The sequence below is a fragment of the Paenarthrobacter sp. YAF11_1 genome (assembly GCF_052113445.1).
Classification (GTDB): Bacteria; Actinomycetota; Actinomycetes; order Actinomycetales; family Micrococcaceae; genus Arthrobacter.
In genome coordinates this window covers 166,680-191,182 of record NZ_JBFRDF010000009.1, presented here as the reverse complement: position 1 = coordinate 191,182, position 24,503 = coordinate 166,680, and the positions used below count along the sequence as shown (strand labels likewise).

The 24,503-nt window shown below is 63.8% G+C and carries 18 protein-coding genes; 6 read left to right on the top strand and 12 right to left on the bottom strand.

The features are described 5' to 3' along the window. Window positions 1-34: 34 nt before the first annotated feature. The 9 genes from AB4Y77_RS15335 to AB4Y77_RS15295 form a co-directional block, all read right to left on the bottom strand. Window positions 35-1,267 carry a DUF3500 domain-containing protein gene (locus AB4Y77_RS15335; RefSeq protein WP_442014520.1) on the bottom strand — a complete coding sequence of 411 codons (1,233 nt, stop codon included), beginning with the start codon at window positions 1,265-1,267 and terminating at the stop codon, window positions 35-37. Beyond that, entirely contained in the window at window positions 1,245-2,969 is a 1,725-nt protein-coding gene (locus AB4Y77_RS15330) for an FAD-dependent monooxygenase (protein ID WP_311212138.1), read from the bottom strand. The genes AB4Y77_RS15335 and AB4Y77_RS15330 overlap by 23 nt, the downstream gene beginning before the upstream one ends. Then, window positions 2,969-3,826, bottom strand: a complete 858-nt coding sequence (locus AB4Y77_RS15325) for a fumarylacetoacetate hydrolase family protein (RefSeq protein ID WP_311212139.1) — start codon at window positions 3,824-3,826, stop codon at window positions 2,969-2,971. The genes AB4Y77_RS15330 and AB4Y77_RS15325 overlap by 1 nt, the downstream gene beginning before the upstream one ends. Before the next feature lie 82 nt (window positions 3,827-3,908). Continuing rightward, on the bottom strand, window positions 3,909-4,901 hold the full coding sequence (locus AB4Y77_RS15320) for an alpha/beta hydrolase fold domain-containing protein (protein WP_442014519.1): 993 nt from the start codon (window positions 4,899-4,901) through the stop codon (window positions 3,909-3,911). A 46-nt stretch (window positions 4,902-4,947) separates the two neighbouring features. Then, the gene (locus AB4Y77_RS15315; protein WP_442014518.1) at window positions 4,948-5,919 is read right to left on the bottom strand and encodes an alpha/beta hydrolase fold domain-containing protein; all 972 of its coding nucleotides are present in this window, start codon (window positions 5,917-5,919) and stop codon (window positions 4,948-4,950) included. A 42-nt stretch (window positions 5,920-5,961) separates the two neighbouring features. Continuing rightward, window positions 5,962-6,969, bottom strand: a complete 1,008-nt coding sequence (locus AB4Y77_RS15310) for an oligopeptide/dipeptide ABC transporter ATP-binding protein (protein WP_442014517.1) — start codon at window positions 6,967-6,969, stop codon at window positions 5,962-5,964. After that, complete coding sequence (locus tag AB4Y77_RS15305) at window positions 6,966-9,005, bottom strand: dipeptide/oligopeptide/nickel ABC transporter permease/ATP-binding protein (protein WP_442014516.1); 2,040 nt, start codon at window positions 9,003-9,005, stop codon at window positions 6,966-6,968. Before AB4Y77_RS15305 ends, AB4Y77_RS15310 begins: the two co-directional genes overlap by 4 nt. Continuing rightward, window positions 9,002-9,955 (bottom strand): ABC transporter permease, encoded by a 954-nt coding sequence (locus AB4Y77_RS15300; RefSeq protein ID WP_442014515.1) that lies wholly within the window; start codon window positions 9,953-9,955, stop codon window positions 9,002-9,004. The genes AB4Y77_RS15305 and AB4Y77_RS15300 overlap by 4 nt, the downstream gene beginning before the upstream one ends. A 55-nt stretch (window positions 9,956-10,010) precedes the next feature. Beyond that, window positions 10,011-11,567 carry an ABC transporter substrate-binding protein gene (locus tag AB4Y77_RS15295; protein ID WP_442014514.1) on the bottom strand — a complete coding sequence of 519 codons (1,557 nt, stop codon included), beginning with the start codon at window positions 11,565-11,567 and terminating at the stop codon, window positions 10,011-10,013. Between the two features lie 236 nt (window positions 11,568-11,803). On the opposite strand from AB4Y77_RS15295, the gene AB4Y77_RS15290 reads away from it, so the two are divergent. After that, a complete protein-coding gene (locus AB4Y77_RS15290) occupies window positions 11,804-12,628 on the top strand; it encodes an IclR family transcriptional regulator (protein WP_442014513.1) in 825 nt (274 codons plus the stop codon). Here the strand turns inward: AB4Y77_RS15290 and AB4Y77_RS15285 are convergent. Beyond that, entirely contained in the window at window positions 12,625-13,272 is a 648-nt protein-coding gene (locus tag AB4Y77_RS15285; protein WP_442014512.1) for a TetR/AcrR family transcriptional regulator, read from the bottom strand. The two genes, AB4Y77_RS15290 and AB4Y77_RS15285, sit on opposite strands and share 4 nt — an antisense overlap. 110 nt (window positions 13,273-13,382) lie before the next feature. On the opposite strand from AB4Y77_RS15285, the gene AB4Y77_RS15280 reads away from it, so the two are divergent. Further along, window positions 13,383-15,758: a family 78 glycoside hydrolase catalytic domain gene (locus AB4Y77_RS15280; RefSeq protein WP_442014511.1), complete on the top strand. Its 2,376-nt coding sequence runs from the start codon at window positions 13,383-13,385 to the stop codon at window positions 15,756-15,758. 62 nt (window positions 15,759-15,820) lie between these two features. Beyond that, window positions 15,821-18,343: an excinuclease ABC subunit UvrA gene (gene uvrA / locus AB4Y77_RS15275; RefSeq protein ID WP_442014510.1), complete on the top strand. Its 2,523-nt coding sequence runs from the start codon at window positions 15,821-15,823 to the stop codon at window positions 18,341-18,343. Between the two features lies 1 nt (window position 18,344). Here the strand turns inward: uvrA and AB4Y77_RS15270 are convergent, their stop codons facing one another. Both AB4Y77_RS15270 and AB4Y77_RS15265 read right to left on the bottom strand, forming a co-directional pair. Next, window positions 18,345-20,093 carry a pyruvate dehydrogenase gene (locus AB4Y77_RS15270; RefSeq protein WP_442014509.1) on the bottom strand — a complete coding sequence of 583 codons (1,749 nt, stop codon included), beginning with the start codon at window positions 20,091-20,093 and terminating at the stop codon, window positions 18,345-18,347. Window positions 20,094-20,176: 83 nt separating this feature from the next. Beyond that, window positions 20,177-20,527: a DUF3846 domain-containing protein gene (locus AB4Y77_RS15265; RefSeq protein WP_442014508.1), complete on the bottom strand. Its 351-nt coding sequence runs from the start codon at window positions 20,525-20,527 to the stop codon at window positions 20,177-20,179. 362 nt (window positions 20,528-20,889) lie between these two features. Between AB4Y77_RS15265 and ligD the strand changes: the two genes are divergently transcribed. The 3 genes from ligD to AB4Y77_RS15250 all read left to right on the top strand — a co-directional run bounded on the left by ligD (window position 20,890) and on the right by AB4Y77_RS15250 (window position 24,456). Further along, window positions 20,890-22,134, top strand: a complete 1,245-nt coding sequence (ligD, locus tag AB4Y77_RS15260; protein ID WP_442014507.1) for a non-homologous end-joining DNA ligase — start codon at window positions 20,890-20,892, stop codon at window positions 22,132-22,134. 1 nt (window position 22,135) lies between these two features. After that, window positions 22,136-23,419, top strand: coding sequence for a cation:proton antiporter (locus AB4Y77_RS15255; protein ID WP_442014506.1), 1,284 nt, complete (start codon window positions 22,136-22,138; stop codon window positions 23,417-23,419). A gap of 143 nt (window positions 23,420-23,562) precedes the next feature. Continuing rightward, on the top strand, window positions 23,563-24,456 hold the full coding sequence (locus tag AB4Y77_RS15250) for a glucose 1-dehydrogenase (protein WP_442014505.1): 894 nt from the start codon (window positions 23,563-23,565) through the stop codon (window positions 24,454-24,456). Window positions 24,457-24,503 lie beyond the last annotated feature (47 nt).

Below are 24,503 nucleotides of genomic sequence, written 5' to 3'. Positions count from 1 at the left end.
CTGCGTTGTGGCGTTGAGTGGGTGCGGTGCTGTCTTAGCCGCGTTGTTGTACCAGCGCCCGTCCGTAGTCGTTGCCGTTGGGAGTCCGGACTACGCTGTGCATGTGGAACGGCGCAGGTTGGTCGTTACCGAGGAAAACGCCGCAGTGGTGATCCAACTCAAGAATGACCACGGGACTCTGGATGCGGAAGTAGAACGGATCCCCACCCTGCCAGCCGCCGATCCAGCAGAACCAGGTTTCCGCGTAGTGCTCCCGGATTTCCCGCAGGCGTGCAGCCTTGGGTCCCGCCGGCAGATAGGCGATGGAGTCGTCCACCACCCCTTCCAGCAAAGCCAACGCCGGGGCAGGCATGGAACTGACAGGGATGCCCTCGTAGGCAATGACCCTGTTGTCCTGGAAGCATCCAGCCAGATGCCGTTCGTCTCCCGGGTGCAGCCGTCCTTCAGGCATGGCAGGGTCTTGCAAGTGCTCGAAGATCACTGCCTCGGCACGGAGCGCCTCCGGCAGGGCCGCCATGAGTTCCCGGGCCAGGTGGATGCGTTCCTTGAAGACCTTCACGCCTTGGTGCGGGCCGTCGTCGATGACATCCGGTTCCGCACCCAAAAAGACCGGCGAGATGACCATTCGGGTCCCCATCACCAAACAGTTCAGTGCCAAGTGATGGCCGAACAGTTGCCAGCCCCACGGCTCGGATTCGGACGGCGTGCCATAGAGGGCAAAGTTGTAGCTGAACTCATTCATGAGGAGAGGCAGGTCCACCAAGTCACCCAGGAAGCCATTGATTCTCATCAGGTTCCGCGCCAATTCATAGCCCTGGGGGCTGAGGCTGGCCTTCACCAGGGACAGGGCAGCGTCACGGACGGCGGAGTCCTGTTCCTCCAGACGAAGGCCGGTGTCATGCTGCATGAATTCCGGGTTGGCCCAGCTCTGCCATTCGAGAGCGTCTACCGGGTAGCTGATACGCTCGCGCTGCGGCGCGCCCAGCAACGCGAACAGCTTGTCCGCAGCGGCCACCATGTCCGACGTCGGAGCCTCCTCGCCGGGACGGGCTTCACTCAGCGGAAACAAGCCTTCACGGATGGTGCCGTCACTGGTCACGCCCACAAATGGCGCCGGGTAGAGCTTCTTCCAGCCTTCGATCATGGGCCCTGCGAAAGAGTCTTCCTTGGCGGCCTCAGCGTAGGAGCGTGCATCCAGTCTCCGGAGTTTCGCCACCCGGGGATGGTCCGGCGCGTACAGGGAGTCACGAAAGGACGGCGTCGACATGTGCGGCCTCCTGGGTTGTGAGTGATGCGGGGTGGCTCCAGCCCGCGGCGACGAGCACGGCGTGTGCCGCAGCGTCAGCAGACGAACCGCGCCAGGCAACGTGTTGGTCAGGGCGGACAAGGACGGCGTCGGCAGCCCACAGCTCTGACATGGGCGTGCCGCTGCTGCCCGGCCGGATGGCCAGCACGGTCAGCGGCACGCCCTGGCCGGCAGCTGCAGCCAGAACAGGGGCATAGATGTCCTCAGTGGCGGCGCCGGCCAATGAACCAGAGTCCACCAGCAGCGTGAATCCGGGACCCAGAACGTCATAGATGGAGCTGCCACCCTCCAGCCATGCGTGGGGAAGCAGCGCACCCGGTGTGGCCGAGGCGACGTAGCGGATGGGGTCTTCGGCCGGTACGGGCGATCCATCCGGGACAACCAGCGGGGACCCTATGTAGGAGTAGCCGAGGACAAGGCCCAGTGAATCGAACTCGCTTTGCTTAACGCCAAGGGCTTCGTGGGCGCTTGCCCGCGCGGCGTCGCCGGCTGTTCCTTCAACTTCCAAAGCAGGATCAGCAAAGTGGTATGCGAGTGCCTTGCCGTTGGCCGCGGCGTCGTTGATGGTTCGTTGCGCCACTGGCCGCCGCTCCAGGCCGTAACTGTCCAACAGCTCCGGCCCGGCCCAGCCTTCCAAGGCGGCGGCAATCTTCCAGGCCAAATTCGCGGCATCGCCAATGCACGTATTGAATCCGTGGCCACCCCACGGAGGGTTCTGGTGTGCTGCGTCGCCCACCAGGAACACCCCATCCCGGCCGTAGTTGGGAGCCAGGAGCATCCGTGCCGTCCAAGGATCTGTGGCGATCACGTCGACATCGACGTCGGCCCCTGCCAGTGACCGGACCAATGCCACCGGATCCACGTCCTGGCCACCGGCTGAAACGTCCACCCCCTGGATGATGGCCCACCACGTCCTGTCCAAGTTCATCCGGCCCACCATGCCGGCCGTCCGGGGGCCAAGAACCCAGTACTGCACCGCCGGGTCAAGAGTGATGGTGTCCGCGAGGTCGGTGGAGCGGAACAGGATGCTGATGTTGGACAGCGCTGCCGATCCGCCCTCGAGGCGGATTCCCAAGCCACGGCGGACGGTGGACGAACCGCCGTCGGCTGCAGCCAGATAGGTGCACTCAACGGTTCCGAGGTTGCCGTCACTGTCGCTGACGGTGACGAGCTGTCCGCCGCCTGTGCCAGCCAGGAAGTCTTCAACCCTCAAACCGGTCAGCATTGTGGCATGCAGGGAGGCAGCTACTGCATCCCGAAGCACTGACTCCAGCACTGGTTGCGGCACTTGTTGACCACATTCCGGTTGAGGTTCGTAGCGGCCCGTTTCCAATTGGAAGGCGTGGGTAAAGCGCCGGATCTCCCGGCCAGTCAGCGAGGAACAGAAAATGACGTTCTGCGCGTACGCCACGGGAAGCGGAGCAGCGGCCCGCAGTGCCGCAGACAGCCCGATCCTGCGCAGATGCGTCATGGTCCGGGCATTGGTGGTCTTTGCCCGCGGACGGTCCTGGTCAATGGTGGTGCGTGGCTCAATGACCAGGCTCCGGATCCCGCGCTGGGCGAGGTCCAGGGCCAGGAACAGTCCGCTGGGCCCGCCACCGGAGATCAGGACGGGGACGTGGTCCGGCAGGTCCTCCAGTCGCGCGTTCGGGTCGGCGCCCATCAGGCCCTCGCCCGGAGGAACGGTTCGCCGACAGGGGTGACCAAGGTACCCAGTTTCTCGATGTCGACCTCAACGGTGTCACCTGGCTGCAGGAGCCATTGAGGTGACCTGGCGTATCCCACGCCTTCAGGCGTGCCGGAGGCAATGATGTCCCCCGGGTGCAGGGTGAAGGTTTCACTGATCAAGGAAATGATGGCCGGGACAGAAAAGATCATGTCCCGGGTGTTGCCGTTCTGCACTTCGGTTCCGTTGACGCGGGTGCGGACCTGGAGGCCATCCCGCAGATCGCCAACCTCATCCCTGCTGACCAAGGGGCCCAGCGGTCCTGTGAAGTCGCCGTTCTTGCCCAGCGTCCATTGGGACGTGAGTTTCTGGGCGCGGCGGGCGGTGAGGTCGTTGAACGTGGAGTAACCGAAGACGGCGTCTTCCGCGGTGGCCTCGTCAACGGACTCGACGCGTTTGCCGATGTAGGCAGCCACTTCGCCTTCCCAGTCGAGGCCGGCTTCGCCGCCCGGCACGGGCACCGGCACGTTACCGACGGACAGCGAGGCCGTCCATCGCCCGAACAGCGTGGGATACGGCGGCAACTCCACATCTTTGTAGCTGCCTTCGGCGGCATGGGCCCTGTAATTGAGTCCCACGCAGATCACGCGTGCCGATGCCGGAACCAGCGGCACCTCGATCACGTCCTGCCGCTCATGCCCGGAGCCAACATCAGCGATGATGGCCGGAGCTTTCTCCTGCCACCGGACTGCGTCGGCCCAGAAGTCCGTGATGGACGCCAGCGGGAAGACTTTGGTGCCGCTCAGGGCGGCAACCCAAGTACCGTCGTCGTGGTTGATACCTATGTACTGCATGGTGGACCTTTCAGCTTCGCCCGGAGGCGGTTGTTAGTAGGAGGGCACGGCAAAAGAGCCCCAATGCTTCTTGCCGGAGAAATTACGGGAGGCCGGCCTGGTGCCGGAAGAACGAGACCGTGGCGGACAGCGCCTTTTCGGCCGCCGCCGTGCTGCCGTCCGGAAGGGACCACATGTGGTCAGCCCCCTCCAACAGGAGAAGTTCGACGTCGGTGCCCGCCTTCTGCAGTTCACCCGCCAGGGATTGCGACTGGGCTGCCGGAACAAAACGGTCCGCTGTGCCGTGGATCAGCAGGAAGGGTGGGGCGTCGGGTCCCACGTAGCTGATGGGGCTCGCTGCAGCAGCAAGGTCCGGGTGGTCGGCCAGGACGGCGCCCACCAGCAACTCCTCGCGGGAGCCGGGATCGCTGGCCTTCGCCACGGCGTTGGACAGCGCCTGCTCCCCCATATGGTTCAGGTCCGTGGGCGGATACCAGGCCGCAACTGCGGCGACACCGCTCCCACCGTTGTGAGGGGATCCGTCAACAAGCCCCACCAGGCTGGCAAGATGGCCACCCGCTGAGTCGCCCCAGGCATAAATGCGGACGGGATCCACGCCGTACTCGTCGGCATGGTTCCGGAGCCATCGCACCGCAGCCTGGGCATCATGCAACTGGGCCGGGAACGGGGCCTCGTCGCTCAAGCGATAGTCAGCGGAAGCCACCACGAATCCGGCCTCCGTCAGCCTTTCGAAGGGATTCAGACCGAAACCGTCACAGACCGGTCCCAGCGATGAACGCTCACCGACGCGCCAGCCTCCACCGTGGAAATGGACGACGGCGGGACGTCGCCTGGCCTTGGCTCTGTCCGGGGCGGCCGGACCGCCCGGCCCCAACGAACCGTCCGGCAGGTACAAATCCAACAACAGCGGGCGGGATCCGTCGTCGCCGGTGCGGGCGAATTCAAGGCCCTTCAACACGCGACCATCCGTCATCGTCGACTCCCTTTGTTGCTTCTGCCGGATCCTCGATGTCCCGGCTTGTTCCTCCAAGGGTGCCTGACCGGCACCCGGACCTGAACTGGTGATTTCACTCATTGAAACCGCCGTGCTGTCATCAACGCACCCAACCCAGTACCAAGCCTCATACGATCCGGAATTCACGCCGGAAGAAGTCGACCGACCTTTCCAGGATCCCGTCCAGCTGGTCTTCGGCGAAGAAGAAGCAGTGGTCCGCCCCCTCAACCGTGACGAGATCATGGTGAACCCCTGCCCGCTCCAAGGCGCCGGCGAGCAGTTCGCTTTGAGAGTGCGGCACCAGTCCGTCGCTGTCGCCGTGGACCAGCAGGAACGGTGGAGCTTCGTCCGTGACGTACCCCAGGGGGCTGGCAGCATCCAAAAGGCCCGGATCTGCCGTGCCTCCCACCAACATGGTGCCGGGGTCGAGCGAAGCACCCTCAGGCACCGCCGCCACCAAGGGGCCGTTCAAGAATTCCTCCACCCCCTGCCTCCGTTGAACATGGGTGAGCGATGAGATGCCGTAGAAGTCCACCACGGCGGTGACCGAACTGGACTGCCCCTGGGCGCCCAGGCCACCCTCAAGGTCGTCGCGGGATCCGGTGAGCCCAAGGAGGGCCGCCAGGTGGCCGCCTGCCGATTCGCCCCAGGCACCGATCATTTCAGCGTCGATGCCGAAGACGTCCGCGTACTGCCGCAGATAGCGGACAGCCGCTTTGATGTCGTGGAGCTGGGCCGGGAAAGGCGCTTCCAGGGCGTGCCGATAGTCCACCGTGGCACAGGCAATACCCGCTTCGTTGAGGAGGCGGAACACCGAGTCCGGGGTGAACGTGGGTGGCAGCTCCCGGCGGTCCCCCAGCTGAAACGCTCCACCATGGATCCAGACCACCAGCGGAACTGGGCCGTCGCCCGTCTTCCTGGGCAACCACACATCCATGGACAGGCGGCGGAAGCCCACAGCGATGGCGTAGTTGAGTTCACGGTGCACCAGCGAGTGCTCGGACACTTCCTGGGGCGTGCCCGGAACCTGATAGGCGGGGAACGGCGGCGGCGCGGGCATGCGGCGTGGTTCGGCAGCAGCTGTGGTCTGAAGTGTCATGGGTGGCTCCTTAAGTATGGGGATTAATCATGGGGAAGTTTTTCAGGCGTAGTGGCAGGCGACATCCGAATCGCCCAGACGGCGCAGAGCCGGACGTTCGGTAGCGCAGAGTTCAGTGGCCAGTGGGCAGCGCTGACGGAACGGGCAGCCACCCGGAGTCGCCGCGACGGCCGCGGCAGTACGGACGCCCAGCGATTCCCGGACAGCCCGCCGCTCCGCTTGTTCCGCGGGACGCGGTACGGGCGAGGCTGCCACCAGGGCCTGCGTAAACGGGTGCTTCGGGTTCTCCGTCACCTCTGATACCGGGCCGGACTCCATCACCTGTCCCCGGTACAGCACCACCACCCGTTGGGCGAGGAACTGGACCACGGAGATGTCATGGGCAATGAACAGGTAGCTCAGGCCGCGCTCGTCCCGGAGGTCCGCCAGCAGATTCAACACTTGTGCCTGGGTAGAGAGATCCAGGGCGCTGACGGCTTCGTCGCAGACCACCAGCCTTGGCTCACAGATCAGGGCCCGGGCCACGGAGATGCGCTGCCGCTGGCCGCCGGAGAACTGGCTCGGGTACCGGTCCACTGCTTCACGTGGGAGCCCCACGCGTTCCAGCATGTCTTCCGCCTTGGCCCGGGCGTCAGCCGCCTGGACACCCCGGACCCTCAAGGGTTCGGCCAGGGACGCTCCGATGGTCTTGCGGGGATTCAGTGACGAGTTGGGGTCCTGGAAGACAGCACGGAGCTCGCTGCCAATGGCGCGGCGCTGGGAAGGATTGGCAGCGGTGATGTCCTCCCCCTGGAATGCCACGCTGCCGCCGGTAGCCTTCTGCAGTCCCAGGATCGCCTTGCCGATGGTTGACTTACCGGACCCGGACTCGCCCACCAGCCCCACGGTTTCGCCAGGTTGGATAGTGAAGCTGACATGGTCGACGGCGGGAGGTGCGGAGGCTGCTTTCCTGCCGCGGCCGTATCGGACCACCAGGTCTTTTACCTCGAGCATGGGCTCCTGGCGGAGAGTGGTCCCGGTGGATTGCCGGAGTGGAGTTTCGATGCTCATGCCATGTCCTTTTCGATGATGTCCAAGCGGTGCCGGGCAGGAACTTCGGCCGGGACCGCGTGCTCCAAACGAACGTCCGTGGCCACCCACCCGAGGCCTTCCATGGCGAGTTCGTCGGCTTTGACGCACCGCACCCTGCCCTCGCCGGATCCTGAGGAAAGCAGGGGAACGGGCACCTGGCATGCTGACCCGGCGAACTGGCATCGGGCTGCGAACCGGCAACCGGTTGGCCAATCCTTGGGCTGCGGAACCTGGCCCTTGATGGTAGCGAGGCGTTCAGGCATGTCGTGGGCGGTATTGGCGTGTGGATCCGCCGCCAGGAGGGCCAGTGTGTAGGGGTGCCGCGGATTGTCCAGGATGGTGGCGGTTTGCCCGTTTTCCACCACCTCGCCGGCGTACATGACCGCTACCTGGTCACAGATGTCGGCAACAACGCCGAGGTCGTGGGTCACCATCACCACGGACATTCCTGTGTCCTTCACCAGGGACCGCAGCAGGGAGAGAATTTCCGCCTGGACGGTGACGTCGAGCGCCGTGGTGGGCTCATCAGCCACCAGCAGGCGCGGCTTCCCGGACAAGGCCAGGGCAATGGCAACACGTTGCGCCATGCCGCCGGAGATCTGGTGCGGATACGTTGTCAGAATGCGCTCACCGTCAACGATGCCCACCTTCTCCAGCAGGCCCAGGGCCTCGATCTTGGCCTCGGCCCGGCCGACAGACCGGAGCCTGCGGATCGCTGAGGTCAGCTGGTAGCCCACAGTGAACATGGGGTCCAGGGCGCGCATGGGTTCCTGTGAGATCAGGGCAATATCGCGTCCGCGGATGCCTTCCAGCTCCTTGTCCGTGGCGGCGGCCAGGTTTTTGCCGTTCCACAGGATCTGGCCGCCGGTGACTGCCACGCCGGACGGCAGCAGCCCCATCAGCGAAAGCGCGGTCATCGTTTTGCCGCAGCCCGATTCTCCAACAAGGCCCAGGACACTGCCGGGTTCGACGTCGAAGGAGACGTCCGTGACCAGCGGCGTTCCGCCGTCGACCCCTACAGAGAGTCCGCGGACGCTCAGCCGGCCCGTGGCGGGCGGGTTTTCCACCCCCGGCGCTGCTGCCGCCGCGGCGGCTGCCTGGGCAGAGCGTTTGCGGCGGATGGCCGCTGAGGGCAAATGCGAGGCAACGGCGTTGGGGGCCTTGCCCAAGGCATTACCGATGGCGTTGGCGGACAAGACGGTCAGTGCCAGCACCACGCCTGTGGGAACCATCAACCATGGGGCGTCGTAGACGTGCTGCGAGGCACTCTGGATCATTCCGCCCCAGCTGGGCTGCGGGAGCGGCGGGCCGAACCCGATGAACGCAAGCCCTGCCTGGATCAGGAGGCCCACGGCGAAAATCAGCGCGGATTGGACCACAATGGTGGTTGCCAGCCCGGGCAGTACGTGACGGACGCTGATGGCGAGCGGATTCAGTCCGTCGACTTTGGCGGCATCAACGTACAGCTGGTTTTGCAGCGATTTCGCTTGGCCGAGCATGACGCGGTAGATACCCGCAGAGATGAGCACACCAAGGATCGCCATGATCAACGGAATATTGGTACCCACCGCACCGATGACGGCAAGAATAATGACGGTACCGGGCAGGGACATCATGATTTCGGTGACGCGGCTGATGATGCCCTCGCCGCGGTGGCTGTTTGCCGCTGCCAGGGCCAACAGGGTGCCGAGTCCGACGCCGACAATCACCGTGATGAACGAGGTCCCCAACGTTTCGGCTGCTGAGGCGAAGATGCGGCTCAGGATGTCCCGGCCCAATTCATCAGTACCCAACCAGTGGGCAGCCGTGGGACCGGACAGGACGGCGGTAAAGTCCTGGTCTTCGGTTTTGAAGGGCAGCCACCACGGTGCTGTCAGTGAGGCTACCACCATGGCGGCCAACCACAGCGTGCCGGCAACGCCGGCCGGGGAAGCGAGAAGGCGGTGCCCGGAGAGCCTGGTGCGTGCGGTCTTACGCAGGGCGGCGGGAGGAGTTGCAGGAAGGGTGGGAATCATGAGGCACGCAACTTGGGGTCAAGGAATTTGGTGGCAAGTTCAAGCACGAGGTTGACGGCGACGACAACCACGGTGGCGATGACCACGACCCCTTGAACGGCGGGGGCGTCGTGGGTGCTGACGGAGGTCTGGACGGCTTGTCCAAGGCCCGGCATCGCGAACAATTGTTCAGCGATCACCGAGCCGCCGAAGAGCCCGATGAACTGCAGGGCAATGCCTGCCACGATCGGAAGGCTGGCGTAGCGCAGGGCGTGGACGTACAGGATCTTCCAAGTAGGAGTGGCTGTGGCCCGGAGTGTCCGGATATGTTCCTGCTGCAAGGCCTCCAGCATCGACGCCCGGGTTTGCCGCGCAATGAACGCTGCACCGCCCACCGCCAGGGTGATCACCGGGAGTGCCAGGGACATGGCCCAGTCCTGTGGTGACACCTCGAAGGGAACGTAGCCGGTGGCCGGGAACATCGAGGACTGGACAGCGAAGAGATAGACGAAGATGACGCCGATCCAGAAAGCGGGCAGGGCCACCAGAAGTCCAACAAAACCGCCAATGAGCTGATCCAGGAAGCCACCCCTTACCGCAGCAGTGACACCCAGGACGATGCCGAAGATGGCACTGAGGATGGTGGCCCCGGCGGCCAGTGAAGCAGTCACCGGGAGCCTGTTGGCAAGATCGGACGTGATGGACCGGCCATCAATCAAGGAGTTTCCCAGGTTGCCCTGGACGGCATCACCCAGCCAGCGGAAGAACTGGACCAGCAACGGATCATTCCAGCCGAGGGACTGGTTCAACTGGTTGATGGCTTCCTGCGAGGCGCCGGCTCCCAAGGACACTGCCCCGGGGCTGCCTGGCATGGCGTGGACCAGCAGGAATGCCAGCACCGCCACCACCAAGACGGTGGCAAGCGCCATCAACAGGCGCTTGGTGGCAAACATTGCCATGGTGACCTCCATTGGTCGGGCCGGACGCCAATCCGTTGAGGACGTGGCGTCCGGCCTGTTCGGTGGATCAGTTGGTGGGTGCGTAGGAGGAGAGCAGCGGGTACACGTTGGTACCGGCGAACTTCACCTCCTGGACCTTTTTGGTGTTGTAGCCCTGGTTGGTGAGGGATTCGTACAGCGGGATCATCCAACCGGACTCCACCAAGCGGGTGTTGACCTTGGTCAATGCGGCCTTCTTTGCGGCGTCGTCCTTGGCTGCTGCGGCCTCGGCTGTGGCCGCGTTCAGCTGATCATCCGTGGCCTTCTGGACGTTGGTGAAGCCGCTCAGGATTGCTCCATACATGAGCCCAACAGGGTTGTCCCAACCCAGTGGGGCGTAACCCAGCGGGGTGGTGGCTACCGCGGCGAAAGCTTCGTCCGTGGATGCTGCCAGCTTGACGTTCATGGTGATCCCTACCGCGGCCAGGTCCTTCTGGACTGCCTGCAGATCGGTTTGCGTTTGGGCACTGGCGATGATGGTGAAGTCGAAGCCATTGGCGTAGCCGGCCTCCGCCAGCAGGCTCTTTGCCTTGGCGGGATCATAGGCGTAGGTGGTGTTCAGCTCTTCAGTGAAGCCTGCGGAATCCTTGGGCAGTGCGTTCCAGGCAGGGATGTCTCCCTTGTGGAGGGCGTCCACCAAAGCTTTGCGGTTGATGGCGTATTGGAATGCCTGGCGGACCTTTTCGCTTGCGAAGGCCGGTGCGGTCTTGCCAATCTTGTCGAACGAGATCATGGTCTGGACAGTGCCTCCGATCTGGGAGACGCCCACGCCCTTGGACTTGGCGAAGTCCACCGTAGGCGAGGTCAGGGAGGCAACATCCGCCTGGCCGGATACCAGCGCATTGGCCCGGGCCTGGGGATCCATGATGACGCTGAAGGTGATCTTGTTGTAGGGATACTTGGACGCGTCCGTGTTCTTCTCGTTCTTGGTGAACACGTACTTGTTGCCCTTCACGGTGGTGGCACTGTCCAAGGTGTAAGGGCCGGAACCGTCCGGGGTGGTGGCCAGGCTGGCGGTGTCAGTGACAGCGTTCTTGCCCACAATCATGCCCAACGTGGAGGTGAGGTTCTTTTCGAAACCGGGCTGGGCCTTGGCAAAGGTGATGGCTACCTGGGTGGGGCTCACGACGTCAACGGAAGCAATTTCCTGCGCGCCACCCTTGGCAACGGCCGAGTAGGCGCTGAGGGCAGTGTCGCTGCGGCGGTCGAGGTTGGCCTTGACCAAAGCGGCGTCCAAGGTGGAACCGTCGGTGAAGGTCACTCCTTCCTTGAGCGTCAAGGTGAGGACGGTGTTGTCCGCGTTGTAGCTGAACTCCTTGGCCAGGCCAGGGCCCACGCTGCCATCAGGCTGCAGGGTCATCAGGTTCTCGTACAGGCCTTCGAAGAACTGCCGCTGGGCGTCCGATACCCGCAACGGGTCATAGCCGAACGATGCGCTGTCGCTGTCGGTTGCGATGGTCAGCGTGCTCTTGTCCACAGTGGACGTGGCGGCAGATCCGCCGCCGCAGGCCGTCAGGGATCCCAGGAGGAGCGCGCCTGCCAGGACGGCTGCGCTCCGACGTGCAGGTGAGGTGAGGAGATTCATGTGCTGCGCCTTCGCATTCGTGGTGGAATCGTGTGTCGAGATGTGGGACCGGCGGCCTGGAGGGGGTCGGCTGTGACCTCTCCGGGCCGATCCGTCGGCGCCCTCTCGTCAGATGGCTTCCGGTAACCGGCTTCTTCAAGGGTCATAGGCAGGACGCATCCGGCCCTACGTGAATTCCATTGGTTGAAACAGTATTGTGGTGGAGGTCACTCATTCCTCTGAAAGGATTCAGGTCATTGTTGGCAGATGATGGCGCCGGTGCCGCAAAACCACAGCGGGGAAAACGCCCCAAACAGGGCGAACCCGTCATAGACCGCGCACTGAGCCTGCTCGCCGTCTTCAGCGACCGCCGTCGTGCTCTGACCCTTTCCGACATGGCGAGGCTGGCTGACATGCCGGCCCCCACCGCCCTGCGCCTGATCGCGAGACTGGTGGCGTGGGGTGCTTTGGAGCGACTTGAGGATGGCCGCTACGTAGTGGGAGTCCGGCTGTGGGAGGTGGCATCATTGTCGCCCCGCGGCCACGGCGTGCGCGAGATTGCGCTGCCCTACCTTGAGGACCTCTTCGCCGTCACGCGGCATCACGTGCTGCTGGCCGTGAGGGACAAGAACGAAGCCGTCCTGATTGAACGGCTCTCCTCCAAAGAGGCAACCGAGGTGGCCTACCGCGTGGGTGGACGCGCGCCGCTGAGGTCGACGGCGGTGGGCTTGGTCCTGCTGTCAGGGGCCGACGCCGCGTTCCAGGAAGCAGTCATCAACCAGCCGCCGGACGTTGAAGTGGGGGTGGATTCCATGCCGGAGGGCCAGTTGAGGCGAACGCTGTCCGACGTCCGGCGGACCGGCCTTGCCATGATCCGCCGCACGGCGCCCTCGCGGACAGTCTCGGTCGCTTCCCCCATTTTTGGGGCAGACGGACTGGTAGTGGCGGCACTGTCGATCGTGGTTCCCGACGGCGCGACCCCTCCGAACGTCCTGGCGCCGGCCGTGCAGGCGACGGCAAGGGCCGTCTCGCGAAACCTCGGCTACAACGCCGGGCCGAGTGACAGTGTGCGGATGCGCTAGAGGCGTTCGGCCTCGGCCGCATGGTCGGGGGTCAAGAGCGCCAGCGCGAGTCTTCGCGCGTAGTCACCAATAGCTGCCACCAAGTCAAGTTCGCCCCCGGAAAGTACCCACTGCAACTGCAGCCCGTCACTCACGGCGATGATCTCGCGGGCGCAACCAATGACGTTGGTTTCTGCCCTGAGGAAGCCATGCTCGACGCCGGCAGCCAGGAGCTGGGCGGTCTCCCCCACCGCCCGCTCGTACCAGGTGGCATAGAGCTGGTGCGCGGGGGTTGACGAATCCGCCGCCTCTGCCGAAACCAGCACGAACAGCTCGATGAGCCCCGGCTCCCTGAGCAAAGCGCGGGTGGATTCCACCATGGTGGTGAAGACCTCCAGAGGGTCATCAGAGTTCTGTTCCCGCTGGGAGCTCCACCACTGTGCTGTCTGCTCGAGACGCCGCTCAGCAACGCCGAGCAGCAGGTGCTTCTTGGAACGGAAGTGGTGGAGCAGGCCACTTTCGCTGAGGCCTGCGTCTGCAGCTACCTGCGACAACGGCACCTTGTGGTAGCCGGATGTCGCGAAGAGCCGCGTGGCCGCATCCAGGATTTCGGCACGCTTGGCCCGCCCAACTTCATAACTCCCCGATTTACGCCGTGTTCGCACGTTCTCAGGGTAACTCTGTGCCCCGTTTCATAAAAACAGTGCAGACACGGTTTTTATGGCTTAGCATGGGCGAAACATCCCCTTCAGGCCAAACTCCCGAGGAGTCCCCTTTGATTGACCATGTGTTCAATTCCTCCGTCAGCGAGGCCCTGCGTCAGGCGTCCTGGATCTCCCCCCGGGAAGGCACGCGCGCCGCGCCGGGTAACCGCCCGGCCTATTGGCTGCGCAGCAGCTTCGTTTGGCGTCCAGGCCACGGACAGGTGACGGTCCATGCCACAGCCCACGGCATCTACGAGCTGTTCATCAACGGCAGCCGCGTGGGCGACCAGGAGCTGACCCCCGGCTTCACGTCCTATCGCAAGCGTCTCCAGGTGCAGGAATGGGACATCACCGAATTCCTGGACGAAGGAGTCAACGCCATCTCTGCGCTGCTCTCCGACGGCTGGTTCCGCGGCCGCCATGGCTTCGAACGCAGGGCGGACGGCTTTGGCACGGAGACCGCGTTTCTCGCCTCTGTTGCCTGCGCCGGAGGGGTCCTGGCAGCAACCGACGGGACGTGGCAGTCAATCGAAAGCCACATCACCAAGGCGGATCTCATGGATGGGCAGTCAGTGGACCTACGTCGCTTCCACTTTCTGGAGGAAAGCACGACGACGGAGGGCTGGCTTCCGGTGGTCGTCCGCAACGGCGGGCTCTACGACCACCGGGAACGGCTGATCCGGCCGGTTGCACCCCCTGTACGCCGCCTTGAGTACCTCAGCCCCACCAGCATCGCCACACCCGAGCCAGGACTGATGGTGGTGGACTTCGGGCAGAACATCAATGGCTGGGTCCGGCTGGGCAACCTGGGCCCTGCCGGCACACGCGTCACACTCCGGCACGGTGAAGTGCTGGACGGGACTGGCCAGGTATCCACCACGAACATCCAGGCCTTCGATTTCGCCAGCAAGACTGCACTTCCCGCCGGCCAAGTGGACCACGTGATCTCGGCCGGCCGAACCGGTGATGTCTTCGAACCACGGCACACCACCCACGGTTTCAGGTATGTCCAGATTGAAGGCAGTGCGGGCCCCCTCTCGCCCGACGACATCACTGCGGTGGTGGTCCATACGGACCTGCATCGCACCGGAACCTTTGAATGCAGCGATCCCCGGTTGAACGCCCTTCACAACGCCATTCTCTGGAGCTTCCGGAGCAACGCCTGCGATGTTCCCACGGATTGCCCGCAGCGCGAACGATCAGGCTTCACCGGTGATTGGCAGGTCTTCGTGGACACCGCGGCCCTGCTGTTCGACGTCTCTGGATTCAGCACCAAGTGGCTGCGTGACCTGGACGCTGACCAGTGGCAGGACGGCCGCGTACCCACGGTCATCCCGAATCCCGCCGGGGATGGTCCATCAGGCAACGTCTTCGAAGACCTCGCCACGGGATCAGCAGGCTGGGGTGACGCGGCCGTGCTGGTTCCATGGTCCCTGTGGCGCGCCTACGGCAACAGGGAAGTGCTGGCAGAGGCGTTTCCCTCCATGCGCGCCTGGGTTGATTACTCTGCCAGAGCCGCTGCCGCCCGCCGTCACCCTGATCGCGCGGCAGCCCGCCCAACTCCCCTGCCCCACGAACAATACCTATGGGACACCGGATTCCATTTTGGCGAGTGGCTTGAGCCGGACACACCACCGAATCCCGATCCCTCCAGGGACCACGGGATCGTCGCCACCGCATTCCTGTTCCGGTCAGCAACCCTGCTGGCCAGGACCGCCTCAGTACTGGGAGATTCCGGTGCCGAATCCCACTACGCCACCCTGGCCGCACACGTCCTCACCGCGTGGCAGACCGAATACCTGGACGGCAGCGGCAGACTCAGCGAAGAGTCCCAAGGCCACTATGTGCGGGCCTTGGCCTTTGGACTGGTTCCGCCCAAAACCCAGAGCTTGACCGCGGCCAGGCTGGTGGAACTCATCCGCAACAACGGAAACCGGCTGGGCACCGGATTCCTCGCCACCGGCCTCCTCCTGCCCACCCTCGCCGACCACGGCTACCTCGACGTAGCCTACGAACTGCTGCTGTCCAACGGCACCCCCTCCTGGCTTGGAATGCTCGACTCCGGCGCCACCACCATGTGGGAGTGGTGGGACGGGATCACCAGCAACGGGGCGCGCGGATCCCTCAACCACTACAGCAAAGGCGCAGTGGGTTCATTCCTGTACACGCACATCGCCGGCCTCCTGCTGCCTGACCACCCGGAGCCCATGGGGACGGCTTACCGTACGGTGACCATCGCCCCACAACCAGGCGGGGGCATCACGTCGGCGCGTGCCGCCGTCGAGACCACGATGGGCCGCATCAGCAGCGCATGGGAGATCGAGCGTGGAAAGTTCACTTTGCGCGTGGACATCCCCCGCGGCGTCGACGCGACAGTTCAACTACCGGATGGAACCAGGCACCCGGCACCTGCCGGCAGGCACGACTTCATCATTCCCGCCCCTTAGCGCCGGGGCTGGGAGCCGGCCCCAGCAAGCGCCCGGCTGCGAACGCCGCTAGAGTCATAGCAATGGACAGTGTACTGACAAATTCCCAGCGGCCCGTTCCCGAGGTGCCGGCAACGCCGTCTACCGAACCCGAGGACGGCTTCGTCCGAGTCCGGGGAGCACGCGAAAACAACCTCCGCGCCGTAGACGTGGACGTCCCCAGGGATGCGATCGTCGCCTTCACCGGCGTCTCCGGATCCGGAAAATCCTCCCTGGCCTTCGGCACCATCTTTGCCGAAGCACAGCGCCGCTACTTCGAATCCGTGGCCCCCTATGCCCGCCGCCTGATCCAACAGGGCCACAACCCCAAGGTGGAGACCATCACGGGGCTGCCCCCCGCCGTCGCGCTCCAACAACGCCGCGGCACCGCGACCGCACGTTCCAGCGTGGGCACAGTGACAACCCTCTCCAACTCGCTGCGCATGCTGTTCTCCCGGGCCGGACGTTATCCGCAAGGCGCCAGGCAACTGGACTCAGACGCGTTCTCCCCCAACACCGCTGCTGGAGCATGCCCCGAATGCCACGGCCTTGGCGTTGCCCACACGGTCAGCGAATCATCCTTGGTTCCAGACCCCTCCCTCAGCATTCGCGACGGCGCCATAGCCGCGTGGCCAGGCGCCTGGCAAGGCAAGAACCTCCGGGACATCCTCACCCACCTGGGCTACGACGTGGACACACCGTGGAAAAAACTGCCGAAAAAGGACCGAAACTGGATTCTCTTCACCGAGGAACAGCCAGTGGTGGAAGTGACACCCCAACGCGACCGCGTTGCCAAGCCCTACAAAGGGCGGTTCTGGAGCGCTAAAAGCTACGTCCTCCACACGCTCGCGGACTCCAAGAGCACCACCATGCGGGACCGGGTGCTGCGCTTCATGGAGACCGGCCGATGCCCACGGTGCGACGGCAGCGGACTCAGACCCGACGCGCTCGCAGTCACCTTCGCCGGAAAGACGATCGCAGAGCTCAATGCCCTGCCCATGACCCAACTGGCAGAGATCATCAGGCCCACCGCCGGGCTCACCGCTGCGGGTACGGCGTCCCGCACCCAGACGTCCGGAGAAAGCAACGAGGTGGCAGTCGCCATCACGCGGGACCTGCTCGCCAGGGTTACTGTGCTCCTGGAACTTGGCCTGGGCTACCTGGCATTGGGGCGCGCAACACCCACGCTCTCCCCCGGCGAGATGCAAAGGCTCAGGATCGCCACGCAGCTGCGCTCCGGCCTTTTCGGCGTCATCTACGTGCTGGATGAACCGTCCGCCGGGCTTCATCCTGCTGATGCCGAACCCTTGCTTGAGGTCCTGAACCAGCTCAAGGCGTCCGGGAACTCAGTGTTCGTTGTGGAGCACAACATGGACTTCGTCCGGGCCGCTGACTGGTTGGTGGACGTCGGACCGCATGCCGGCGAAGGTGGCGGGCAGGTCCTCTACAGCGGCCCCGTGGGCGGTCTGGAAGATGTGCAGGATTCCGTGACCAGGCCCTTCCTTTTCCCCGAAGGCAGCAGGGCGGGTACAGGTGCTGCCCGCTCATGGGATGAGTCGCTGGAGCTACGAGGAATCACCCGGCACAACCTCCGCGGGCTTGCGGTCGATTTTCCCTTGGGCGTGCTCACGGCTGTGACGGGCGTATCCGGCTCGGGGAAGTCCACGTTGGTCAGCCAGGTCCTGGCCGATGTTGTCAGCGCCGAACTGCATCCGGAGTCCACGGACAGCGGGTCGCCCGCCGCAGCACCGGGGACCGCGGCCGTGTCCGGGCTGCACCGGCTCGATCGCCTCGTGAAAGTGGACCAGAGGCCCATCGGCCGCACTCCGCGTTCCAACCTGGCCACCTATACGGGCCTCTTCGATGGCGTGCGGAAGGAATTCGCGGCCACTGATGGCGCCCGGGCCCGGGGTTTCGGCGCAGGAAGGTTCTCGTTCAACGTCGCCGGAGGCCGCTGCGAAACATGCCAGGGAGAAGGGTTCGTAGCGGTGGAGCTGCTGTTCCTGCCAGGGAGCTACGGCCCCTGCCCCGAGTGCAACGGTTCCCGCTTCAACCCGGAGACCCTGGAAGTTACCTACCGCGGCCGGACCATCGCCGAGGTCCTGGGCATGACCGTTTCAACAGCGTCCGAATTCCTCTCAGATCTGCCGTCCGTCTCGCGAAGCCTGCAAACATTGAAGGAAGTCGGCCTGGGTTACCTCCGGTTGGGTCAGCCTGCCACGGAGCTATCCGGCGGGGAAGCCCAACGCATCAAACTCGCCACCGAACTTCAGCGCGTCCAGCGCGGGCACACCCTGTACCTGCTGGACGAACCCACCACCGGATTGCACCCCGCTGACGTCCAGTTGCTGATGAAACAACTCCACAGGCTCGTCGACGCCGGCAACACTGTGATCGTGGTGGAACACGAAATGGACGTGGTGGCGGACGCAGATTGGGTGATCGATTTGGGACCCGGCGGCGGCGACGCCGGTGGCAAGGTGATCGCCACCGGCCCGCCCGCCGTCGTCGCGAGCTCAACGGACAGCCGGACGGCCCCGTACCTCGCTGCCGCGCTCAGGCCGTGACTCAGCGCCTCGGGATGTTTCGCAGGTTGCTGCGGGCCATGCTCACGGCCTCGCCCGCGCCCCTGTTCAGGACCACTTTGGACATGGCAGTAGCGAATCCAATGACCTGGGATCCGGAGATCTTGGGCGGAATGGACAGCGCGTTCGGATCGGTGATGAGCTCCACCAGTGACGGTCCAGGATGTGCAAACGCCTCCCGGTACGCAGCCTCGATGTCCGCTGGATCCGTGACGCGCACTGCGTGGAAGCCCAACGCCTTGGCAACTTCGGCGTAGTTTGCGTCCGGGACGTCCACACCAAAGTCAGGGAGTCCATCCACCAGCATCTCCAGCTTGACCATGCCCAGGGTGGAGTTGTTGAACACCACTACGTTCACGGGCAACTTGTGCGCGGCAACGGTGATGAGCTCACCCAGCAACATGGACAGGCCGCCATCACCGGAGACCGAAACCACCTGTCGGCCGGGATATGCCACTTGCGCACCAATCGCGTGCGGCAGGGCGTTGGCCATGGAGCCGTGAAGGTAGGAACCGATGAGTCGCCGCGTGCCCAACGGGTTGATGTAGCGCGCGGTCCAGACGTTGCACATGCCGGTGTCAGCGGTGAAGATGGCGTCCTCTGCTGCAACCTGATCCAGCAAGGAGGCAGCATATTCAGGGTGGATCGGCTGTTTTTTCTCCACTTTCCGGGTGTAGGCCCCCACGGCTTTGTTCATCAGGCGGTCGTGCTTTTTGAGCATTTGATCCAGGAATTTGCGGTTCTTCTTCGCTTGGATCAGTGGCAGCAGGGCTTTAAGCGTTGGGAGAACGTCGCCATGGACCGCAATATCGACGTCGGTCCGCCGGCCCAGCCGCTGCGCGGCCCGGTCTACCTGGGCAGTCCGGGTATCCGGCAGGAATTGATCATAAGGAAAGTCGGTGCCCAGCAGGATCAGCAGGTCAGCGTCCTCAATACCCTCCGCCGCAGCGCCGTAGCCGAGCAGCCCGGTCATGCCGATGTCGAACGGATTGTCGTATTGGACAAAGTCCTTGCCCCGGAGGGAGTGGCCAATGGGAGCCTTGATGAGCTCTGCCAGCGCCATGAGTTCGCCGTGGGCCCCCGCAACGCCGGCGCCGGCGAAAACAGCTACCTTTTCGGCGTCGTTAATGGCCTTGGCCAGGTCCTGGACGCTCGCGGGATCGGGCACAACCGTTGCGGGCCGGAAGGTGGCAGGCGCCGGCGTGGGGGCTGTGGCTTCAAGGCCGGCAATGTCGCCCGGGAGGGTGACCACCGAGGCTCCCCTCAGGGCAATCGCGTTCTGGATGGCGCTGTGCATGACCCGTGGTGCCTGCTCCGCGGTACTGATCAATTCCGAATACACCGAGCATTCCGTGAACAGCCGGTCCGGATGGGTTTCCTGGAAGAAGCCGCTGCCGATCTGCTTGCTGGGGATGTGCGAGGCGATGGCCAGCACCGGGGCGCCAGTACGGTTGGCATCGTACAGGCCATTGATCAAGTGCAGGTTGCCGGGGCCGCATGATCCCGCGCAGACCGCGAGCTTGCCGGTTAATTGCGCCTCCGCAGCGGCGGCGAACGCTGCAGCCTCCTCATGGCGTACATGAATCCAGTCGATGCCTCCCTTCACCGAACCTCCGGTCTGGCGGACAGCGTCCACGATCGGGTTGAGGCTGTCACCAACGATTCCATAAATCCGCTGCACGCCGGCAGCCTGGAGTTGTTCAACGAGTTGGGTGGCGAGTTCCTTGGCCATAGTGTGCAGACTCCCTCAGTGGATGGTGGTGGGCTGACATGGCCAAATATAGTCGGATTGCCTTTGCGTCGGCTGGATGGCTGCTAGGCCGCCAAACGGGTCTCGAAAAGCCTTTCCGCTATGGTCAACAAGTGTTCCGGGACGCAGGTGTCCTCACCGTTGGTTGCATGGCCGAGAAAGACTGCGTCGCCACTGACGGTGTCCTCAATCCGGAGGCCCGCTTCGCGGATCAACACCTCTGCGCGCGGGTTAAGGGGCAGGGGAATGAACTTGGCCTCATCATTCAGGAAAACATGCCAACCTCTGCCATTGATTGTCTCCACATTTCCTTTTACCAGTTTTTGCCGGAAATGAAGATCATGCCCAATCCACTCCAAATGAATTGGCAGGAAGATCCGCGCAGGCACAATAAGTGCCGAGACTTTTTCTTTCATTGATGCGCTTCCATAACCTCAACGATTAATCCATCACGACTGGTAGGCCCTCCGAGGACTTGCCTTGTCCTGGCTACCGCTGGTTCTTTCGCGGTTTCGAGAAGACATTTTCGCTAACCTCAGCTTTTGCCCTCTTTTATGCCCGCTTTTCCAAGATGGTCTTTCCAGATTTTTTCGACTTTGCTCCGTTTGGTGATTTTCCTGACAATCCGATCACTCCATTCGTAGATCCTTTATCATCACCATACCTACTTTTAAATTAAATGCCAGTTCTGTAAATTTGCTGGCCGCGGCAACGGCATTGAGCCACTTTTTCTTCGATTCCTCTGGTTGGGACAGCCGTTCGTTGCTAGCGTGACCGCATGAGCCCCTCCAAGACCCCCGCGGAGATCCTCGACATCGACGGTGCCGAGGTTCGTGTCTCGAATCCGGACAAGGTGGTTTTCCCCGAGCCCGGGCTGACAAAACTCGATCTGGTCCGCTACTACCTTGCGGTGGCCGAAGGTGCGCTGAGGGGAGCCGGGGGCCGGCCAATGGTCCTCAAGCGCTTTCCCAAAGGCATTGATGCCGAGCCGTTCTTCCAAAAGCGCGTGCCGGAAAACCATCCGCCGTTCATCGACACGGCTACGCTGCATTACTCCTCCGGAACTTCCGCTGAAGAGACGGTCATCCGGGACGCTGCGGGCTTGGCCTGGGTAGTGAATCTTGGTTGCCTTGACCTCAATCCGCACCCCGTCCGCGCCGAGGACCTGGAGCACCCTGACGAGCTTCGCGTGGACCTCGACCCCATGCCGGGAGTGGATTGGTCCCAGATCGTGGACACAGCGTACGTCGCGCAGGACGTTCTCACCGACGTCGGGCTGGTGGGGTGGCCGAAGACGAGCGGTTCGCGGGGCCTTCACATCCTGGTGCGGATCGCCCCCAACTGGTCTTACCGCGAGGTGCGGCTCGCCGCCGAAACCCTGGCCCGGGAGGTGGAAAACCGTGCTCCGGGGCTGGCCACCGCCAGATGGTGGAAAGAGGAACGGGGTGAGAGCGTGTTCGTCGACTTCAACCAAAACGCCAAGGACCGCACCGTCGCTTCGGCCTACTCGGTCCGTTCACTCCCCGATGCCCGCGTCTCGACACCGCTGAACTGGGCTGACGTACGCTCAGCCCGGCCGGACCAGTTCACGGTCCTCACCGTCCCCGACCGTTATGCCGATGTGGGTGACCCCCATGCCGGCATCGACCACGGCGTGGGGTCACTTGACGGGCTGCTGGCGTTGGCTGCCGAGCTGGGTCCGGCAGAAAGGGCTCCACGGAGCGGGGACGGATCAGGCCGCCGGATGTCCACGATGCCACTCATCGAGGTGGCCCGCACCAAAACAAAGCCAGAGGCCTTCGCCGCGCTGGAGGAATGGAAGGAACAGCATCCGGGCCTCGTCTCCGCTTTGCACCCGGCAGATGTCCTCATTGACGGGATGAGGGGATCCAGCTCGCTCTGGTACAGGGTTCGCGTCAATCTACAGCACGTTCCCGAGACCGAACGCCCGCCGCAGGAGGACCTGCTTGCCGACTACGACCCGTGGGCGGGCAAGACATGGCCCGGACGGCCCGGGGCCTGACATGCAAGGCCTGTCCGCGTCACTGGTCCTCATCGCAGCGTTGGCAGTTGTAGCACCCATAGCCGTTCGGCTGCTGGATCCCGTGGTCAAGGTGCCGATCGTTGTTTTCGAAATTGTCCTGGGGATCCTCCTTGGCCCCAGCCTGCTGGGATGGATCCAATCCACGCCCTTTACTGACACCCTGGCGGATTTCGGGCTCGCCATGTTGTTTTTCGTGGCAGGGAACGAAATCGACTTCAGGGCAATCCGCGGGCGTCCCATCAAACGCGCTTCGGCAGGGTGGGTGATCTCCTTGGCCGCCGGAATTGGTGCCGGCTTTGTCTTGGCTCCCGCTCCGGAGTCCGCCGTGATCATCGGAATCGCCTTGTGCTCCACAGCTTTGGGAACCCTCCTGCCCATTATCCGCGATGCCGGCGAATCCAAATCTCCCATCGGCACTGCCGTAGCAGCCCTGGGTGCGGTGGGCGAGTTCGGTCCCCTGATTGCGATTTCGCTGTTCTTCACCGGGAAGCAAGTGGGAACGGCCTCAGTGGTGTTGTTGGGATTTGTCCTCCTGACCGGCGTGGCCATCTTCTTCGCTTCAAAGGCCCGGCACACTCTCTTCCACGCCCAGGTCACCAGGACCCTCCACACCAGCAGCCAATTCGCCATGCGGTCCATCATGCTGATCCTCAGCTCCCTGGTTGTCCTGAGCATGGTGCTTGGGCTGGACATGTTGCTGGGTGCCTTCGCGGCCGGCGTCCTCTGGCAGGTAACCATCGCGCGTGCTCCCGAAGCTGACCGAAGAGTCATTGAAACAAAAATCGATGCGGTCGCCTTCGGATTCCTGGTGCCCATCTTCTTCATCGATACCGGCATTGATTTTGACCTCGGCGCGTTGACGTCCAGCCCGGCTACGCTCGCCCTGGTCCCGCTGTTCCTGGTCCTTCTGCTGGTCATCCGCGGCCTGCCGTCCTTGCTGGCAGCGCCCCGGGGTTCGACGCGTGCCCATCAGCGGGCACTCCTGCTCTTCGGGGCAACGGGACTGCCCATCATCGTGGCCGTGACCACCATCGGACGGGAGCACGGATTCATCACCAGCGGATTCTCTTCCGCACTTGTAGGTGCCGGAATGCTCTCCGTCCTGCTGTTCCCCCTGTTGGCCCTGCGACAGCTCCAACGCAGGGACCCAACTGCCCCTGCGGCGGAACTGCCGTCCGACAGCAGTGCGCAACCAACCCACCAGACACCAACCCAACAGACGCACGACGGCGACCTCCCGCCGTCGGGCGCTTCCGGCACCTAGGGTGCCGCGAACGTCGGGCAGAAGGGAACCGCCAACAGGTTTTACACATGTGCTCAGGCATGCTTAGGGTGGATTCATAAGCTTCCTTAGCTTATGGCCGGCTGTACCGAAAGACGTTTCCCGTAGACAACAGGAGGACCACCATGACTGATCAGTACACGTTCCGAAACCCTGTCACCGCCTACGAACAAATATCCCCGCCGAAGCAGCACCAACCCGAACCAGGACTGGACGCAGAGTTGACGCCCACGGCGGATCTTGGCGAGGAGACCTACCGCGGAACCGGTCGGCTGGAAGGGCGCAAGGCGATCGTTACCGGCGCGGACTCGGGCATCGGCGCGGCCACGGCCATTGCCTTCGCAAGGGAGGGTGCCGACGTCGTGCTTTCCTACCTGCCCGAAGAGGAAGAAGATGCTGCCCGGATCGCCGGCATCATTGAAGCTGCGGGCCGCAAGGCCGTCAAGGTGCCCGGAGACCTCAAAGACTCCGCTACGTGCCAGGAAATAGTGGACACCGCCGTCGCCGTCCTCGGCGGGGTGGACATCCTGGTCAATAACGCAGGCAAGCAAGTGGCACAGGAAGACCTCGCAGACATCACCGACGAGCAGTTTGACCACACACAGAAGACGAACGTGTACGCCATGTTCTGGCTGACCAGGGCTGCGCTCCCCCACCTTCCCGCCGGTTCGACCATTATCAACACAACATCGATCCAGGCCTACAGCCCTTCACCCACACTGGTGGACTATGCAACCACCAAGGCCAGCATCAACAATTTCACCAAGGGCCTGGCCCAGCAGCTCGCCCCCAAGGGCATCCGGGTCAACGCGGTGGCACCCGGCCCCATCTGGACCCCGCTGCAGGTGAGCAGCGGCCAGCCCAAAGAGGCCTTGCCGGAGTTCGGACACTCCACTCCCCTGGGCCGCGCCGGCCAGCCGGCGGAGCTTGCTCCGGCATACGTGTTCCTCGCTTCGCCCGAATCCAGCTACGTAGTTGGCGAAACCCTCAACGTCAACGGTGGCAGCCCCACGCCCTAGCCGGGAACCCGCAGCTGCGTGGCTGACGTGGTGGGAATGGACTCGCC